Genomic DNA, 16,149 nt, shown 5'->3' with positions numbered 1-16,149 from the left:
TACCCCGGGGTGGTTTGTGGGTGGGTTTTTTTTTTGTTTTGGTCTGGGGGTGGGGGGGGGCCCCCCCCCCCCCCCCCCCGCCACTCCCCTTCGACGGCCCGCCAGCTTGATTGCGCAAGCCGGCCGGCCGCCCGCCGCTCCCCCCTACGCGGCTGCTCGAGGTGCTCCCATTCCCGGATCGATCTGCGTCGGACCCGCCGACGACGGCCGCGGGTCGAAATCGAAGATCTCAGTCGGCAGATACACGGTGGAACACGAGTTCGGAATGTCGACGACGCCAGACAGTCGGCCCTCGATCGGTGCGGCTCCGAGCAGCAGATACGCCTGCTCCGGGCTGTACCCGAACTTCGTCAGATAGTCGATCGCGTGCAGGCACGCCCGCTGGTACGACAGGTGCGAGTCGAGGTATCGCTGCTCGCCGTCGAGGGTCACCGAGGTGCCCGAGAACGCGAGCCAGTGGCTGTAGTTCGGCTCCACGTTGCCCGGCATGAAGATGGCGTTCTCGTGCACGCCGTAGGTCTCCATGCCGCCCTTGATGAGGTCGACGCGGAGGTCGATGAAGCCGCCCATCTCAATCGCCCCGCAGAACGTGATCTCACCGTCGCCCTGCGAGAAGTGGAGGTCACCGACCGACAGGTTCGCACCGTCTACGAACACGGGGTAGAAGACCCGAGAACCCTTCGTGAAGTTCTTGATGTCCTGGTTGCCGCCGTTCTCGCGCGGCGGTGCAGTGCGGGCAGCCTCGGAACCGACGCGCGCCCACTCGCCCCGGTCGAGGCTGCCGAGCACGGCGTGCTCTGCCTCTGGCGGGAGGGCGAGCGGCGGCACGCGATCCGGATCCGTCGCAATCAGCGCCGCCTCGCGCGCATTCCACTTCGCCAGCAGTCCCGCTGACGGTGCCGTGCCCATGAGGCCCGGGTGAATGATGCCGGTGAACGAGACACCCGGGATGTGGCGAGAGGTCGCCGTCTGACCCGAAAAGTCCCAGATCGCCTTGTATGCGTCGGGAAACTGGTCGGTCAGGAAGCTGCCGCCGTTGCGCTTCGCAAAGATGCCGGTGTAGCCCCAGCCCTGGCCGGCGAGCGGCCCCGAATCCTCCTGTGGAATGGGCCCGACGTCGAGAATGTCGACGATGAGCAGATCACCCGGCTGCGCGCCCTCGACGCGAAACGGGCCGCTCAGGGTGTGCACGGTGAGCAGCGGCGCATCGAGAATGTCTTGCGCGGAGTCGTCATTGACGATCGCGCCGTCGAACCACTCACGGCAATCGACGCGGAAGGCGTCACCCGGTTTGACCGTTGCAACGGGCGGAATCTCGGGGTGCCATCGGTTATGGCCGACTTTCTCTTGCTCGGTGAACTTTTTGTTTGAATCCAATTGGAATACGTGTTCGGGCATCTGCTCGTCCTCAGCTTCCTCGTGCGTTCAATTGCGGGGTGTTGTATCGGCCGGCAGCCGACGTGGTTCCCAGGCGTGATCGCGGGCGCAAACGCGACCGCGACACCCACTACGGCCTGGGGAGCTTTGCGTGCAGCGGATTGCTGCTCACCGGCTGGCGGGCGGCCGAGCCGCGCGCGGGGAGTCGGTCGACGGTGTGCGGTTCGTGCGCGCTGCGCGACGTGTGTTCGAGGAGCTGATATGCGCTCCCACCCGCCGCTGACAGATGCGGGGCCGTGACCAGGCGGATCGCCGTCGCGTTGCACCGCCGACAGTGCGTCTTTCGAGGCACTTCACTCATTGCGTACATCGCATCGAACTCGCACCCCTCGGTGCAACGGAAGCTGTAGCTGGGCATCAGTGTCGGTTCCTCTCGGTGAATCGTGTGGTTGCGAGTCGATGTGCGGGCGAAGATCCGTTCATAGGGTCGCGGTCGCGGATGCGACCGCCGCGGGCACACGATCCGGCGCGGCGCGATGACTCCGCCCGAGCACCCAGGCCACGACGAAGCACGCAACGTAAACGACCGCCGCGATGATCGCGGGAACAGCACCCGTCACGTAGGTGCCAGTGAGCAGCAGGAACGCGGGAATCGCGCCCGTGGTGATGCCGAGCAGCAGCGCGAACCACCCGGTAACGCGGCCGAGACCGTCGTTGCCGCGGGCGAGCACGAGAAAAAACAGGAACCACAGCACCGCCCACGACCACCAGATGACACCGAAGACCGGGTCATTCGAGTGGGTGAACTGCAGAATGCCGTAGACGACGGCGCAGGCGGCAACGAAGATCGAGAACCACCCAAGTCCCTCCCCGGTTGCCCCGGTGAGGGTGTTCCAAGCTACGTACAGGTAGGTAAAGCCGAAGAGATACAGCCCGGACGCACCAAGGATCACCGCCGGATCGCCGTTCGACTGCGCGATGATCAGCGTGGGAAAGAGCACCTGCATGCCGCCCACGAAGAGGTTCATCGCCGCCGCGGCCTTCGCCGGAACAATGTCTAACAGCATCAACCCGTTAATGAACAACACGGCCCCGACGTAGAGCAATCCGACACTGCTCATTCCGATCTCCCCTCGCTGCACTGCGTGAAGAGCGGCCGGGAACGCACCCCGACCAGGCTCTGCGGCAGTTCGTCATCGAAGCAAGCCGCTCTGTTCCCGAAGCTAGTTGGAGTTCGATGGCAAGTCAACAGTGGCCCCAGTCCAAATATCTGGGTTCAAGTTGCTACAAACCGCATATCCGGACGAACGGAAGTTATTTCCACGCAGATTCGGAACTATGCTGCTGCGTATGACGCATTTCAGGATCAGCGAGGCGGCCGCGCTTATCGGGGTCAGCGATGACACGGTGCGGCGCTGGGTGAGCGATGGCGCGCTTGACGCAGGCGCCGATGACGCCGGGCGGCAAACCGTAACGGGGGCGTCCCTCGCCCGACGCGCGCTCGAACTCGCACCAGCCCCAGACGCCACCGATCCGGTCAGGCGCAGCGCACGGAACCGCTTCACTGGCATCGTGACCGCTGTGCAACGCGAGGGCCTCGTCGCGCAGGTCGAGCTGCAGTGCGGCCCGAATCGCGTCGTGTCGCTGATGACAGCCGAGGCGCTCGACGACCTCGCCATCGAGGTTGGATCGCGCGCAACCGGCATCGTGAAGGCGACAACCGTCATCATCGAGGCCGAGCGCCGCTAGGCGTTTGCGGATCTGAGGGAGCTCAATGAAGTTCGCGTCTGCGCGACGCCTCACCGTCGCCACTCTCGCCCTGACACTCGTCACGCTCACGGGCTGCGCCTCGGCGACGCCCAATGATGGGGGTTCCGCCGCGTCGTCAACGTCTGACGACACTCGGGTCTCTGGCCGCCTCTCCGTTGCGGCCGCGGCATCGTTGCAACCGGCATTCGAAGACCTCACTGCCGACTTCACGAAAGCGCACCCAGACGTCACCTTCGACAACCTGACCTTCGACGGCTCGGCGGTGCTCGCCACCCAGATCATCGGCGGCGCCCCGGTTGACGTGTTTGCCTCAGCTGACGAACGCAACATGTCGCTCGTCAGCGACGCCCACATGCTCGCATCACCGGCCGTACCGTTCGCCACAAGCAGCCTGGAGATCGCGGTCGCGCCGGGGAATTCTCTCGGTATCAAAACGCTCGCCGACCTCGCGCGAGCCGGATCGACCGGGAAATTTCCCACAGTGGTGGTCTGCGCCGCCGAGGTGCCGTGCGGCAGCGCCTCGCGCAAGCTGCTCGACCGCGACGGCGTCGAGCTACACGCGGCGAGCGAGGAACAAAGCGTCACCGCCGTGCTCACGAAGGTCGCATCGGGTGAGGCCGACGCCGGTCTGGTGTATCGCTCGGACGTGCTCAGATCTGACGGCGCGGTGGTGGGGATCGAAATTCCGAACGCGATCGATGCGGCTGGAACCTATTTGATCGCACCCATCGAGGGGTCTGGAAGTGAACCCACCGCGCAGGCGTTCGCCGAGTATCTGCTCAGCGATGCGGCACAGGCTCACTTGGCGGAACTCGGATTCGGACCGGTGACCGTCGGGTGAGTGCGAATCGCGGCATCCCTGGCATCGTAATCGCGCCCGCACTGATCGGCGGCGGGCTGCTCCTGTTGCCGCTCATCGCGCTGATTGGCCGAATGAACTGGGCTGCGCTGCCAGCCACGCTCGCCGCGCCAGAGACCGGTAGCGCGCTCGCCCTCTCTCTCGTCACCGCAACGGCAGCAACGCTCTGCTGCCTTTTGCTCGGGGTGCCGCTCGCCGTCGTGCTCTCGCGAACGACCGGATGGGTGTCCGTGCTGCTGCGGGCCGGAGTCACACTGCCGCTCGTGCTCCCGCCACTCGTGGGCGGTCTCGCACTGCTGTCGCTGCTGGGTCGGGGCGGCGTGTTCGGCAATGCCCTCGCCGACGCGGGGATTCGCATCCCGTTCACCACACTGGCGGTGGTGATCGCACAGACGTTCGTTGCGCTCCCGTTCCTCGTGATCGCGGTCGAGGCATCACTTCGCGGGCTGACCCCGGCCTACGGCGATGCCGCCGCTACGCTCGGGGCGTCACGGCAGACCGTGCTGTTCCGAGTCACACTGCCCCTCATTCGACCGAGCCTCATTGCGGGGACCATGCTCTGCTTTACGCGCGCGCTCGGCGAGTTCGGTGCGACCGCACTCTTCGCCGGCAACGCGGCGGGCACGACGCGCACAGTGCCGCTCGCGATCTATACGGCGTTCAACGGAGCCGGCGTCACACAGGACACCGCGTTGACGCTGTCGCTGATCCTCATTGCCATCGCCATTGCCGCGCTCGCCGTGGTGCAGGGGCGCGCAGCCAGCAGAACTCTGTAACCGAGTCGCGGTCCGAACGCGGCTGCTAGTGTGGCAGCGCAGGAGGTGTCGCAATGGTGGAGGTCAAGCCCGCAATAGGGCGCTCCGGGCGGGCGCACCAACTCCCCTCGGCCGGGCTGCGTGATGCCCGCGGCCGCGCTCTGCGCGATCTGCGTATTTCGGTCACCGATCGCTGCAATTTCCGCTGCGTTTACTGCATGCCGAAGGAGCTCTTCGGCAGCGATTATCAGTTCATGGACCGCGACGAACTGCTGAGCTTCGACGAGATTGTGCGATTGGCCAGCGCAGCCGTCGCACTCGGCGTCGACAAGCTCCGACTCACAGGCGGCGAGCCCCTGCTGCGTCGCGGCATCGAAGAACTCATCTCACGTCTCGCCGAGTTGCGCACCCCCGACGGCCGGAAACCGGATCTGGCGCTCACGACCAACGGCTCTGCGCTGCGGGTGAAGGCTGCAGCACTGCGTGAAGCGGGGCTCGACCGGGTCACCGTGTCGGTGGACTCACTTGACGAGACACGTTTTCAAGCAATCAACGACGTACGCTTTCCCCTCGCGCGCGTCTTTGACGGCATCGCCGCCGCAACGGCCGCTGGCCTCGGCCCGGTCAAAGTGAACGCGGTGATCAAGCGCGGCGTCAACGACGACGAGATTGTGCCGCTCGCCCAGCACTTTCGCGAAAACGGCCAGATCCTGCGGTTTATCGAGTACATGGATGTGGGAGCGAGCAACGGCTGGGCCCTCGCCGATGTCGTGCCGTCCGCAGAGATTGTTGCGCGCATCAGCGCCGTGCACCCGCTCGCGCCCGTCGCCGAATCGCGCCCGGGCGAAACCGCAAAGCGCTGGCGCTATCTCGACGGATCAGGCGAGATCGGCGTGATCTCGAGTGTCACGGGCGCATTCTGCGGCACATGCACGCGGGCGCGCGTGTCTGCCGACGGCAAGTTGTTCACGTGCCTGTTTGCCTCGACTGGCTTTGATCTGCGCGCGCTGCTGCGCTCAGGGGCGAGTGATACCGAGCTACGCAGCGAACTCGCTGGCGTCTGGGGCGGCCGTGACGATCGTTACTCGGAGTTGCGGGCGCGTATCGGGGAAGCGACGCCGGATCGCGAACGGATCGAGATGTCGTACATCGGAGGCTGACCGCGTCAGAGCCCCACCCACTCGCTGACGCCGTCTGCGAAGTGCTGCCGCTTCCAGATCGGCACCTCGTGTTTAATGCGCTCGACGAGCCGCTCAATCGCCTCGAACGCCTCACCGCGGTGCGCCGCTGACGCCGCCGCGACCAGCGCCGCGTCGCCGATGCGGAGCTCTCCGACGCGGTGCACGGCGGCGAGCCGCAGGCCGGTGCGCGCTTGTTCAGAAGCGACGCACTCGGCGATGAACCGCTCGGCCTCGGGGTGTGAGCGGTAATCGAGGGCGGCGACGCCGCGGCCACCATCGTGATCGCGCACGATGCCGTGAAACATCACGAGCGCCCCGCACTCGGGGGCATCTACCGCCGTTCGCACGGCGACCTCGTCGATCTCCTCCGCCGTGATGCGGGCGAATACCTCCGTCATGCGTGCTCCCTCGGTTCGGCCGTGTGACTGTATGTGCCTGAATCGTCATGTGCGGAGTGCGCAACAGCACCCCGCTCGATCAACTCGGGAGCCACGCGCGCGAGCTGCGAAATGCCGCCCTGCAGGTATCGCACGTCAGTTGCCCCACAGGCCGCGAGCGCTTCGGCGGCGCGGCGCGAGCGCGGGTCGCGTTCGCAGTAGAGCCAGAGCGTGTCGTCATTGGACGCCCGGGGCAGACCATCAGCCTCGATGTGTTCAACGGGCGTGTGCTGAGAGGCACGCACGCGACGCTCGCTGTGCTCGGGGGCCGAACGCACGTCGATGACGCGCAGCTGCGGGTCGGCACGCAGCGAGCTCGCGAAGTCCTCGGCACTGACGGCGGTGATGACCGCGGCGATATCGGGTGTGTCGTCGTGCGCAGTGATGTCGCCTCGCGTCGCGTCGCCTGTCGCGGCGTGCGGCGCGGCCGCGTCGCCGCAGAACAGCTCATAATCCACGAGCGCGTTGACCGGCGCGGCCTGCGGGTTGCGGTTCACCCGCAGTTCGCGGGTGCGCGCGGCGAGCGCGTCATAGACCAGCACGCGACCGATCAGGGGGTCACCGATGCCGGCAATAAGCTTCAGCGCCTCAGTGGCCATCAGCGAACCGACCGTACCGCAGAGCCCCGGGAGCACTCCGCCCTCGGCGCAGCTCAGCACGCTGTCGGCGGGCGGCGGGGCCGGAAAAATGTCGCGGTAGCCTGCGCCGTGGGCGTGCCACGCCACCCCTACCTGGCCTGAATACTGCAGGATCGCGCCCCAGACGAGCGGTCGCCCGGCAAGCTCTGCTGCATCGTTCGCCAGGTAGCGCGTCGGAAAATTGTCGCTCCCGTCGAGCACCAGGTCGTACTGCGCAAACAACTCGAGCGCATTATCCGAGGTCAGGCGCAACCGGTGTCGATCGACGGTGATGCTCGGATCAAGCCTGCCGACCATCTCCGCGAGCGCATCGACCTTTGCGCGGCCGACATCGCCTGCGCGATGTGTGACCTGCCGGTGAAGATTCGAGGTTTCCACGAGGTCATCGTCGAGTACGCCGATGCGGCCCACGCCGGCGCCAGCGAGGTACGGCACGCTTGCGCACCCGAGCCCGCCAGCCCCAATCACGAGCACGCTCGCGTTCGCGAGGCGGCGCTGGGCTTCTTCACCGAAGCCGGGCAGCGTGATTTGACGCTGCGCTCGGATGGCCGCCTCGGGTCGCAACGCAGCGAGCGGTTCGACGAGCGGAGCGGGCCGGGCGGGCCCCGATTCCGCGCGGTTCGGGCGGGCAGCGCCTGACTCAGACATGTCACCCATTCTACGAGCGCCGCTTCTGATGGGGGTTCGCTAGCATGGCGGTATGTCAGGGATCATCGTCAGATACTTCGCAGCGGCGGCAGATGCTGCCGGACGCGAGGAAGAACTCTGGGAGGCGCCTGGCGACGCCACGCTCTCCGCTCTGCGCGACGATCTGAGCGCGCGCTATGGCGACCCGATGCGGCGCGTGCTGCGATCGGGATCGTTTCTGGTGGATGGCACCGTTCGCTGCGACGATGGTGCCGTGACCGGTACCACGATTGACGTGCTGCCCGCCTTCGCGGGAGGCTGAGCGTGCGCTCACACACCGAGCACGCCGAGGTGGTCGCGGCGCTCATCTCGCGGGCGCTCGACGAGGTGCGTTCGGCAGCGCCCGAGACGCTGCCGATCGGGTCAGCGGCGCTCAGTGGGCGCATCGTCGCGCGCGACGTCGCCGCCGCGATCGCACTCCCCCCGTTCGATAATTCGCAAATGGACGGCTACGCCGTGCGCGCCGCCGACTTCGCGGGACCCGGGCCGTTCTCGTTTCGCGTGGGTGTCACCGCGGCAGCGGGCGACGCACCGGTAGATCTCGAGCCGGGCAGCGTGTCGCCCGTGATGACCGGGGCACCCATTCCGCACGGCGCTGACTCCGTGATCCCGATCGAGGCAGCGGATCCCCCGGTGTTCAGCGGGCTGCGCCGATCTGGGGACCCGAATCCCGATGGCCCAGCGCCGAGCGTGAGCTTCACGGAAGCTCCGCAGGCGGGCGCGTACGTGCGCGGCCGCGGCTCTGACCACGCCGCGGGGGCTCCGCTCGTGACCGCGGGCACCCGGCTGCGCCCCACGACGGTCGGGCTGCTGGCGAGCGCGGGCGTCGTTGAGGTGCCGGTGCGGCGGCGGCCACGGGTGCTGCTCGTATCGACCGGCGACGAGGTGACCGAACCGGGCGAGCCACTCGCCCCCGGGCGCATTTACGATGCAAATGCGCCGCTTCTCGCCGCAGCGCTGCGCGAGGCTGGCGCCGAAGTGACCCCGCGACGGGTCGTCGACCACGCAGACGAACTGCGTGCGCTGATCGCTGAGCTCGGGCCAGAACACGACGTGCTCGTCACCTCCGGTGGCATCAGCGCGGGCGCGTTTGAGGTCGTGCGTGACGCACTGGAACGCGATGCAACTGCACCCAGCATCACCTTCACAGGAATCGCGCTGCAGCCGGGCGGACCGCAGGGAGCAGGCACTGTGACGGTCGGCGGACGCGACCTGGCGACGCTCTGTTTTCCGGGCAACCCCGTGAGCTCCGCGCTGTCGGCCGAGCTCTTTTTACTTCCCCTGCTGCGTGCCTTCGCCGGTCTGCCCGAGCACGGCGAGCGGTCGACGGCGCGTCTCGCGCACGCTGTCAACTCACCCGAGCACAAGCATCAGGTTCGCCGCGGCCGCTTCACAGCTGACGGCACGGTCGAACTGACGCCGCCGAGTTCACACCTGCTCGCCGACCTTGCGGCGGCCGAGCTGCTCGCTCATATCCCTGTTGGAGTCGCGCACTTGCCCACCGGCTCCCCGATCGAGATTCAGAGGTTCGATGTCTGAGAATGCGCTTCCCACCGAGTCCATTGAGTCTGCGAATCAAGCTGGGCTCACGCACCTGCGCGCCGACGGCAGCGCGCACATGGTCGACGTGACCGACAAGGCCGTGACCAAGCGCACGGCGAGCGCGGAGGCGTACCTCGAGACGCGCGCAGACGTTATCGACCGACTCGTCACGGGCGAGCTTCCGAAGGGCGAGGCGCTCGGCACCGCGCGCATCGCGGGCATCATGGGAGCAAAGCGCACCCCCGACCTGATTCCGCTCTGCCACCCGTTGCCACTCTCGAAGGTAGCGATCGACTTTGAGACTGAGGCGGAGCGCGTGCGCATCGTCGCGACGGTCACCACGCGGGGGGTCACTGGCGTCGAGATGGAGGCGCTGACAGCGGTCAGCGTTGCCGCACTCACGCTCTACGACATGATCAAGGCGGTCGACCACCACGCGGTCATCACGGGCACGCGCGTGCTCGCCAAATCGGGCGGCAAGAGCGGGGATTGGACCGCGCCATGAGCCACGGGAGCCGGTCGAACGGCGACGCGGATAGGCCGAACGACCAGGCCGCGCAGCTGATGAGTGACGGCGCCCGCATCGCGCACGTTGTTGTCGCGTCGACGAGCGCAGCGGCGGGCACCGCGACCGATACGACCGGTCCCGTCATTGCCGCATGGCTCGTCGACCGCGGATTCGCCGTCATCGGCCCCGCGATCGTGGCGGATGGCGCCGATGTCGCACGTGCCGTGCGCGGCGCGCTGGAGGCCTCGCCCGCGGTGATCATCACGACCGGGGGCACCGGCGTCTCCCCCACCGACCGCACGCCCGAGGCCGTCGAGCCCCTGCTCGACATCGCCGTTCCCGGGCTCATCGAGGCGCTGCGCGCACGCGGCGTGGCGCAGCAGCCCGCAGCGGTGCTCACGCGCGGCGTCGCGGGCTTCGCGGGTGCGACGTTCGTCATCACGCTGCCGGGTTCGACCGGCGGCGTGCGCGACGGCCTCGCCGTGCTCGACCCGGTGCTCGAGCACCTCCTGGGCCAGCGAGCGGGTACACCGCGCGCGCACGACGGGCACGAGCCGCGCCGCTAGGCGCCGAGTGCCACCTCGATGGGTCCGCGCGCGAAGAACAGCACGAAGCCGGCCGCGACGATCCAGAGCAGCCAGTGAATCTGCTTCGCGCGGCCCGAGAAGGCGTGCACGAGCACCCAGGCGACGAATCCGGCGCCAATGCCGTTCGCGATTGAGTACGTCATCGGCATGACTGCGACGGTGAGGAAGACGGGCAGCAGCACACGGAAGTCAGTCAGGTCGATGTGCTTGATCTGCGCCATCATGAGCGCACCCACGATCACGAGCGCAGCGGCGGCGACCTCGGTCGGCACGATTTGCGTCAGCGGCGTGAAGAACATCGCGAGCAGAAACATGAGCCCGGTGACGATGTTCGCAAACCCGGTGCGCGCACCCTCGCCGATGCCGGCACCCGACTCGATGAACACCGTGTTCGACGATGACGAGGTGAGGCCACCGGCGATCGCGCCGACGCCCTCGACGACGAGCGCCGACTTCAAACGCGGGAAGTTGCCCTTCTCATCGGCCAGCCCTGCCTCGCGCGAGAGCCCCGTCATGGTGCCCATTGCGTCGAAGAAGTTTGTGAAGAGCAGGGTGAACACGAGCATGACGATCGTCACGATGCCGACGCGGCTGAGATCGAAGCTGACTGCGCCGACCAGGCTCAGATCGGGAACACCGAACGGCGCACCATCGAGCGCGGGTACCGTAAGCCCCCAGCCGCCCGGCTTGTCGACGCTCGCGCCGAGATGCCAGATAGCCTCGACGATCACCGACACGACGGTGCCCGCGACGAGGCCGATGAGCAGGCCGCCCTTGACCTTGGCCGCGACGAGCACACCGGTGATGATGAGAGTGAGCACGAAGATCAGCGTCGGCACGGTGACGACCGAGCCGCCGATGCCGAGGCCAACCGGGGGTGAAGCGCTGCCCGTGGCCGTGACAAACCCGGAGTTCACGAACCCGATGAAGGCGATGAAGAGTCCGATGCCGACGGTGATGGCGAGCTTCAGCTCCACGGGAACCGCGTCGAAGATCATGCGGCGTAGCCCGGTCGCGGCGAGCAGCACGATGAGCACACCGTTGATCACGACCAGCGCCATGGCCTCTGGCCAGGTCACCTGACCAACCACGGAGAAGGCGAGGAAGGCGTTAATACCGAGACCGGCCGCGAAGCCGAACGGCATGCGTGAGACGAGTCCGAACAGAATCGTCATCACGCCGGCAGTGAGCGCAGTGACCGCACTGACGGCGGGGAACGAGAGCGTGTTGCCAGCAACGTCGGCGCCGCTCGTCAGAATGATCGGGTTCAAGATCACGATGTACGCCATCGTGACGAACGTGACGAGCCCGCCGCGAATCTCGGTGCCGAAGGACGAGCCGCGCTCGCTGATCTTGAAGTAGCGGTCGACCCCTCCCCACGTTCCCGTGGGCTTCTGCTCGCTCGTCACCTGCTGCGCCTCTGACACGGGCAGCTCCTCTCCGTCTTGCTGAGTGTTCCCTGAACACAGAAACGGTACCACCGCACGGGGTCACTCAGATTTCACGGCGGAAACAACTGAGGGCCGCTCGCGGGTGCGAACGGCCCTCAGGCACAGAGAAAGACGCGGATCAGCTAACGCCGAGCAGATCGATCACGAAGATCAGTGTCTTGCCCGAAAGCGGGTGCCCACCCGACGTGCCGTAAGCCTGAGCCGCGGGAACGATGAGCTTGCGGCGGCCGCCGACCTTCATGCCCGGGATGCCCACCTGCCAGCCCTGAATGAGCGCGCGCAGCGGGAAGTTGATGGATTCGCCGCGACCCCACGACGAATCGAACTCTTCTCCGGTGTCGTACTCGACGCCGAGGTAGTGCACGTCGACCGTGGAGCTTGCGAGCGCTTCGTCGCCGGAGCCCTCTACGACGTCAACGATCTGCAGTTCGGTGGGGGCCGGTCCCTCAGGGAACTCGATCTCAGGCTTCGTCTTCGGGGTTTCACTCATGACTTTATTCTCGCTGATGTCACAGCCAATCCGCCTCCGAGTTCGCCCAGAGGGAAACCGCCCGAATATTCCACGGAATGCTCGAAGCGCGCAAGGGGTCACGGGTTCCGATACCCTGTCAATGTGAGATTCGCACACTTGATCCTTGCGCCGACGTCCATTCCGGAGCTCGTTGTTGTTGACGACGACGCCCGCTATCTTGCGCTGCGCGCACTCGAGCAGCCGTTCGAAACGCTGCAGCAGCTGATCGAGGCGGGCGACGACGCACTCGCGACCGTTCGCGACGCGGTAGCCGCTGCCAGCCCAGAGGCGTGGAGCCCGATCGCTGATGCGACGTACGCTCCGGCAGCAATCGGCGCGCCCATCGTGCTGGCGGTCGGCCTGAACTACGACGAGCACGCCAGCGAGCTCAGCCTCGACAACGATTCGGGCCCCGTGCTCTTCTCGCTCTTCCCCAACTCGCTCGGCGCCCACGGCGGCGAGGTGCCGCTCTCGAGCGACGTCAGCGAAGAGGTCGACTACGAGGGCGAACTCGGTGTGATCATCGGCAAGGCAGCGAAAAATGTCACGCCTGAGGAGGCGCTCGACTACGTCTTCGGCTACACCGCGATCAACGACGTGACCGCTCGTGACATTCAGTTCCAGGAGCCGCAGTGGTCGCGCTGCAAGTCGTTCGACGGTTTCACCCCCATCGGGCCGGTCGTCGTCACCGCAGATCAGATTCCCGACCCGCAGGCGCTGCACCTGACCACCGATGTCGACGGCCTGCGCGTGCAAGATTCGACGACCGGGTTCATGATTCGCACGGTCGCTCAGCTCATCTCTTCGATTTCGCAGGAATCCACGCTGCTGCCCGGCACCGTCATCTCGACGGGCTCCCCCGGCGGCGCTGGCCGCTCGCGCAAGCCGCCGCTCTACCTCCGCCCCGGCACCGAGGTCACCATCACGATCGAGGGCATCGGCGCGCTCACCTCGCACTGCGTCGAGGCGTAAGCCAGACGCGCGGCGTTCACCGCGCAACGCGCCCCGCGTACGAGAAAGGGCCGGTGGGAAGTTCTCTTCCCACCGGCCCTTCGCGTGCGTCAGCCTACTTCGCGGGCTTCTTGGTGACCTGCGGACCCTTACCGTCTTCGACCTTTTCGGGAGCGGCGACGGCCGCGTCCTTGATGACGTCGATGACGTCGGTCTCGGGCGCGAGGCCCGCGAGCTTCGACGGCTGCAAGATGTCGTCGAGCTGCGCCTGATCGAGCAGACCGCGCGAGGTCACGAGCTCAGAGACCTTCGCGTTCGTCGCGAGTGCCTCCTTGGCGAGCTTCGCGGCCTCGGCGTAGCCGATGACCGGTGCGAGTGCGGTGATGACGGTCACCGAGCGCGAGACCATGTCTTCGAGGCGAGCCTCGTTCGCGGTGATGCCGTCGACGCAGTTGACCCGCAGCGTCTGGCAGGCCCGAGCGAGCCAGGTGATCGACTGGAACAGCGAGTGCGCAATGACGGGCTCAAAGGCGTTCAGCTGCAACTGACCCGCCTCGACCGCCATCGACACGGTGACGTCGGCGCCAGCGACCGAGTACGCGACCTGCGTGACTGCCTCGGGGATCACCGGGTTGACCTTGCCAGGCATGATCGACGAGCCGGCCTGGCGAGCCGGCAGGTTGATCTCACCAAACCCGGCCTGCGGGCCGGAGGAGAGCAGGCGAAGGTCGTTCGAGATCTTCGAGAGCTTCAGCGCGCTGCGCTTCAGTGCACCGGAGAACGTCACGAAAACACCGGTGTCGCTGGTTGACTCGACAAGGTCGCCCGCCGTCACGAGCTCAAGCTCGGTGATCTCGCGGAGGTGCTTGATGACCGCTTCTTTGTAGCCCTTCGGCGCGTTGATGCCGGTGCCGATAGCGGTTGCGCCCATGTTGACCTCGCGCAGCAGCGTCACCGCGTCGCGCAGTCGTTCAATGTCTTCGCGCAGGGTCACGGCAAATGCGTTGAACTCCTGGCCGAGCGTCATCGGCACGGCGTCTTGCATCTGCGTGCGGCCGACCTTGATGATGTGCGAGAACTCGCGGCCCTTTGCCGCGAACGACTCCGCCAGCAGGCCGAGTTCGTCGAGCAGGTTGTCGAGCGAGAATGCGAGCGCGATCTTGATCGCGGTCGGATACGTATCGTTCGTCGACTGGCTGTGGTTCGTGTGGTCGTTCGGGTTAATGAACGAGTAGTCGCCCTTGGCGTGACCCGCGAGCTCGAGCGCGCGGTTCGTGATGACCTCGTTCGCGTTCATGTTCGTCGAGGTGCCAGCGCCACCCTGAATGACGCCGACCACGAACTGGTCGTGCAGCATGCCGGTCTTGATCTCTTCGCACGCGCGATCGATCAGCGTGGCACGCTGCTCGTCAAGCGCGCCGATTTCGAGGTTGGCACGCGCCGCCGCCTGCTTCACGCACGCGAACGCGCGAATGAAGTCGGGGTAGACAGAAATTGGGCGCCGCGCGATGGGAAAGTTCTCGTGCGCGCGAGCCGTATGCACCCCCCAGTATGCGGAAGCGGGAATCTCGACACTGCCGAGAGAGTCCGTTTCAGTGCGTGTCTGTGCTGACAAGAAGTCGCTCACCGGGAATCATGGCTCCATACTCGTAAAAAGGCGGACCTGCCGCCAGGACTGTCTCAGCCTACCGCTCAAACGTGCGCCGTGGCGGCGGATCGCATAACCGCCGAAGTTTCGGCGGACGCGGTAGCGTGAGGGCATGCGAATCGTTGTCGCTCCCGACAAGTTCAAGGACGCTCTCGATGCTCAGAGCGTCGGCGACGCCATTGCCGCGGGTGTCCGATCGGTTGACGCTGAGGCCGATATCAGCGTGGTGCCGATGGCTGACGGTGGCGAAGGCACGCTCGGTCCCGCGATCCATGCCGGCTTCACGGCCGTCAGCGCATCGGTGACCGGGCCGCTCGGCGACCCCGTGGACGCGGCTTTCGCACTGCAGGGGACGACCGCGATCATTGAACTGGCTGCCGCTTCGGGGCTCTCGCTGGTGCCCGCCCGACAGCGCAACGCACTCGCCGCGACGTCGCGGGGCACGGGAGAGCTGATTGCGCAGGCGCTGGATCGTGGCGTCACCTCAATCATCCTGGCGGTTGGGGGCAGTGCCTCCACCGACGGCGGTGCCGGCCTCATCTCGGCACTCGGCGCGCGTCTGCTCGACGCGGCAGGTCAGGAGCTCCCCGACGGCGGCGGCAGCCTCCGAAACCTTGCCAGCATAGATCTCACGCGGCTCGACCGCCGCATCGCGCGCACACGTTTCGTACTCGCAACCGACGTCGACAATGGGTTGCTCGGCCCGCAGGGCGCGGCGAGTGTGTTCGCGCCGCAGAAGGGCGCGACTATTACCGAGGTCGCTCAGCTCGAACTCGGCCTGACCCGCTTCGCGCGCATGCTCGCGGCCGAACGCACCGGCGCCGACTTCATCGATGCGCCGGGGGCAGGTGCTGCCGGCGGCGTGGGCTTCGCGGCACTGGCGGTACTCGACGCCGTGCAACGCCCGGGAGTCGACGTGGTCTGCGAGTTCACCCGTCTGCGCGCGCACCTCGCTGGCGCAGATCTCGTGATCACCGGCGAGGGATCGTTCGACACCCAGAGTCTCGGCGGTAAGACACCCGTCGGTGTACAACAGGCCGCCGCGACGCTCGATATCCCGGTGGTGGCGGTGTGCGGGCGCGTCACGCTCAGCGAAGCTGAGTGGCGGGCCGCGGGCTTCAGCGATTGCTACGCCGTGCTCGACCGAGCGCCCGATCGCGCGACGAGCATCCGCGACACTCGCACGTACCTCACCGAGATCGGCGCGGACATCGCGCGGTCGCTGACCGACACGATCTGAGTCGCGG

At 66.7% G+C, this 16,149-nt stretch carries 18 protein-coding genes; 10 read left to right on the top strand and 8 right to left on the bottom strand.

What is annotated here, in order from left to right; genetic code table 11:
* Window positions 1-144: 144 nt before the first annotated feature.
* The 3 genes from fmdA to ACFWHR_RS05955 form a co-directional block, all read right to left on the bottom strand.
* Window positions 145-1,398, bottom strand: coding sequence for a formamidase (gene fmdA, locus ACFWHR_RS05965; RefSeq protein ID WP_382447348.1), 1,254 nt, complete (start codon window positions 1,396-1,398; stop codon window positions 145-147).
* 109 nt (window positions 1,399-1,507) lie between these two features.
* On the bottom strand, window positions 1,508-1,795 hold the full coding sequence (locus ACFWHR_RS05960; RefSeq protein WP_382447347.1) for an FmdB family zinc ribbon protein: 288 nt from the start codon (window positions 1,793-1,795) through the stop codon (window positions 1,508-1,510).
* 61 nt (window positions 1,796-1,856) lie between these two features.
* Complete coding sequence (locus ACFWHR_RS05955) at window positions 1,857-2,498, bottom strand: AmiS/UreI family transporter (protein WP_382447346.1); 642 nt, start codon at window positions 2,496-2,498, stop codon at window positions 1,857-1,859.
* A gap of 229 nt (window positions 2,499-2,727) precedes the next feature.
* Here ACFWHR_RS05955 and ACFWHR_RS05950 point away from each other — a divergent pair, with 229 nt between their 5' ends.
* Genes ACFWHR_RS05950 through moaA form a run of 4 tightly spaced genes read left to right on the top strand, consistent with a single transcriptional unit; the run spans window position 2,728 to window position 5,921 of the window.
* Window positions 2,728-3,126 carry a molybdopterin-binding protein gene (locus tag ACFWHR_RS05950; RefSeq protein ID WP_382447345.1) on the top strand — a complete coding sequence of 133 codons (399 nt, stop codon included), beginning with the start codon at window positions 2,728-2,730 and terminating at the stop codon, window positions 3,124-3,126.
* Window positions 3,127-3,151: 25 nt separating this feature from the next.
* Entirely contained in the window at window positions 3,152-3,988 is an 837-nt protein-coding gene (modA, locus tag ACFWHR_RS05945; protein ID WP_382447344.1) for a molybdate ABC transporter substrate-binding protein, read from the top strand.
* Entirely contained in the window at window positions 3,985-4,782 is a 798-nt protein-coding gene (locus ACFWHR_RS05940) for an ABC transporter permease (RefSeq protein WP_382447343.1), read from the top strand. Before modA ends, ACFWHR_RS05940 begins: the two co-directional genes overlap by 4 nt.
* Window positions 4,783-4,835: 53 nt before the next feature.
* A complete protein-coding gene (gene moaA, locus ACFWHR_RS05935) occupies window positions 4,836-5,921 on the top strand; it encodes a GTP 3',8-cyclase MoaA (protein ID WP_382447342.1) in 1,086 nt (361 codons plus the stop codon).
* A 5-nt stretch (window positions 5,922-5,926) separates the two neighbouring features.
* Here moaA and ACFWHR_RS05930 read toward each other — a convergent pair whose 3' ends face one another.
* Both ACFWHR_RS05930 and ACFWHR_RS05925 read right to left on the bottom strand, forming a co-directional pair.
* On the bottom strand, window positions 5,927-6,340 hold the full coding sequence (locus ACFWHR_RS05930) for a molybdenum cofactor biosynthesis protein MoaE (protein ID WP_382447341.1): 414 nt from the start codon (window positions 6,338-6,340) through the stop codon (window positions 5,927-5,929).
* Entirely contained in the window at window positions 6,337-7,665 is a 1,329-nt protein-coding gene (locus tag ACFWHR_RS05925) for a ThiF family adenylyltransferase (protein WP_382447340.1), read from the bottom strand. The genes ACFWHR_RS05930 and ACFWHR_RS05925 overlap by 4 nt, the downstream gene beginning before the upstream one ends.
* Before the next feature lie 52 nt (window positions 7,666-7,717).
* On the opposite strand from ACFWHR_RS05925, the gene ACFWHR_RS05920 reads away from it, so the two are divergent.
* Genes ACFWHR_RS05920 through ACFWHR_RS05905 form a run of 4 tightly spaced genes read left to right on the top strand, consistent with a single transcriptional unit; the run spans window position 7,718 to window position 10,320 of the window.
* Window positions 7,718-7,966, top strand: a complete 249-nt coding sequence (locus ACFWHR_RS05920) for a MoaD/ThiS family protein (RefSeq protein WP_382447339.1) — start codon at window positions 7,718-7,720, stop codon at window positions 7,964-7,966.
* A gap of 2 nt (window positions 7,967-7,968) precedes the next feature.
* Window positions 7,969-9,243 (top strand): gephyrin-like molybdotransferase Glp, encoded by a 1,275-nt coding sequence (glp, locus tag ACFWHR_RS05915; protein ID WP_382447338.1) that lies wholly within the window; start codon window positions 7,969-7,971, stop codon window positions 9,241-9,243.
* On the top strand, window positions 9,236-9,751 hold the full coding sequence (gene moaC / locus ACFWHR_RS05910) for a cyclic pyranopterin monophosphate synthase MoaC (protein ID WP_382447337.1): 516 nt from the start codon (window positions 9,236-9,238) through the stop codon (window positions 9,749-9,751). Before glp ends, moaC begins: the two co-directional genes overlap by 8 nt.
* Entirely contained in the window at window positions 9,748-10,320 is a 573-nt protein-coding gene (locus ACFWHR_RS05905; protein WP_382447336.1) for a MogA/MoaB family molybdenum cofactor biosynthesis protein, read from the top strand. Before moaC ends, ACFWHR_RS05905 begins: the two co-directional genes overlap by 4 nt.
* Here ACFWHR_RS05905 and ACFWHR_RS05900 read toward each other — a convergent pair.
* Entirely contained in the window at window positions 10,317-11,768 is a 1,452-nt protein-coding gene (locus ACFWHR_RS05900) for an NCS2 family permease (RefSeq protein WP_382447335.1), read from the bottom strand. The two genes, ACFWHR_RS05905 and ACFWHR_RS05900, sit on opposite strands and share 4 nt — an antisense overlap.
* 142 nt (window positions 11,769-11,910) lie before the next feature.
* The gene (locus ACFWHR_RS05895; RefSeq protein ID WP_382447334.1) at window positions 11,911-12,282 is read right to left on the bottom strand and encodes an FKBP-type peptidyl-prolyl cis-trans isomerase; all 372 of its coding nucleotides are present in this window, start codon (window positions 12,280-12,282) and stop codon (window positions 11,911-11,913) included.
* 123 nt (window positions 12,283-12,405) lie between these two features.
* Between ACFWHR_RS05895 and ACFWHR_RS05890 the strand changes: the two genes are divergently transcribed.
* Window positions 12,406-13,275 (top strand): fumarylacetoacetate hydrolase family protein, encoded by an 870-nt coding sequence (locus ACFWHR_RS05890; RefSeq protein WP_382447333.1) that lies wholly within the window; start codon window positions 12,406-12,408, stop codon window positions 13,273-13,275.
* 94 nt (window positions 13,276-13,369) lie between these two features.
* Here the strand turns inward: ACFWHR_RS05890 and ACFWHR_RS05885 are convergent, their stop codons facing one another.
* A complete protein-coding gene (locus ACFWHR_RS05885; protein ID WP_382447332.1) occupies window positions 13,370-14,881 on the bottom strand; it encodes an aspartate ammonia-lyase in 1,512 nt (503 codons plus the stop codon).
* 133 nt (window positions 14,882-15,014) lie between these two features.
* Between ACFWHR_RS05885 and ACFWHR_RS05880 the strand changes: the two genes are divergently transcribed.
* A complete protein-coding gene (locus tag ACFWHR_RS05880; RefSeq protein ID WP_382447331.1) occupies window positions 15,015-16,142 on the top strand; it encodes a glycerate kinase in 1,128 nt (375 codons plus the stop codon).
* Window positions 16,143-16,149 lie beyond the last annotated feature (7 nt).

Origin of the sequence: Leucobacter sp. NPDC058333, assembly GCF_042726155.1 — a bacterium.
Taxonomy (GTDB): domain Bacteria; phylum Actinomycetota; class Actinomycetes; order Actinomycetales; family Microbacteriaceae; genus Leucobacter.
The sequence above is the reverse complement of the archived record's forward strand: the minus strand, read 5'-3'. Positions and strand labels throughout refer to the sequence as shown.

Excerpts from the sequence above, each read along its gene's own strand:
- ACFWHR_RS05905 (WP_382447336.1), top strand. The coding sequence starts at position 9,748 with ATGAGCCACGGGAGCCGGTCGAACGGCGACGCGGATAGGCCGAACGAC.
- moaA (WP_382447342.1), top strand. The coding sequence starts at position 4,836 with ATGGTGGAGGTCAAGCCCGCAATAGGGCGCTCCGGGCGGGCGCACCAA.
- fmdA (WP_382447348.1), bottom strand. The coding sequence starts at position 1,398 with ATGCCCGAACACGTATTCCAATTGGATTCAAACAAAAAGTTCACCGAG.
- ACFWHR_RS05895 (WP_382447334.1), bottom strand. The coding sequence starts at position 12,282 with ATGAGTGAAACCCCGAAGACGAAGCCTGAGATCGAGTTCCCTGAGGGA.
- moaC (WP_382447337.1), top strand. The coding sequence starts at position 9,236 with ATGTCTGAGAATGCGCTTCCCACCGAGTCCATTGAGTCTGCGAATCAA.
- ACFWHR_RS05960 (WP_382447347.1), bottom strand. The coding sequence starts at position 1,795 with ATGCCCAGCTACAGCTTCCGTTGCACCGAGGGGTGCGAGTTCGATGCG.
- ACFWHR_RS05955 (WP_382447346.1), bottom strand. The coding sequence starts at position 2,498 with ATGAGCAGTGTCGGATTGCTCTACGTCGGGGCCGTGTTGTTCATTAAC.
- ACFWHR_RS05920 (WP_382447339.1), top strand. The coding sequence starts at position 7,718 with ATGTCAGGGATCATCGTCAGATACTTCGCAGCGGCGGCAGATGCTGCC.
- ACFWHR_RS05930 (WP_382447341.1), bottom strand. The coding sequence starts at position 6,340 with ATGACGGAGGTATTCGCCCGCATCACGGCGGAGGAGATCGACGAGGTC.
- ACFWHR_RS05880 (WP_382447331.1), top strand. The coding sequence starts at position 15,015 with ATGCGAATCGTTGTCGCTCCCGACAAGTTCAAGGACGCTCTCGATGCT.
- ACFWHR_RS05925 (WP_382447340.1), bottom strand. The coding sequence starts at position 7,665 with ATGTCTGAGTCAGGCGCTGCCCGCCCGAACCGCGCGGAATCGGGGCCC.
- modA (WP_382447344.1), top strand. The coding sequence starts at position 3,152 with ATGAAGTTCGCGTCTGCGCGACGCCTCACCGTCGCCACTCTCGCCCTG.
- ACFWHR_RS05950 (WP_382447345.1), top strand. The coding sequence starts at position 2,728 with ATGACGCATTTCAGGATCAGCGAGGCGGCCGCGCTTATCGGGGTCAGC.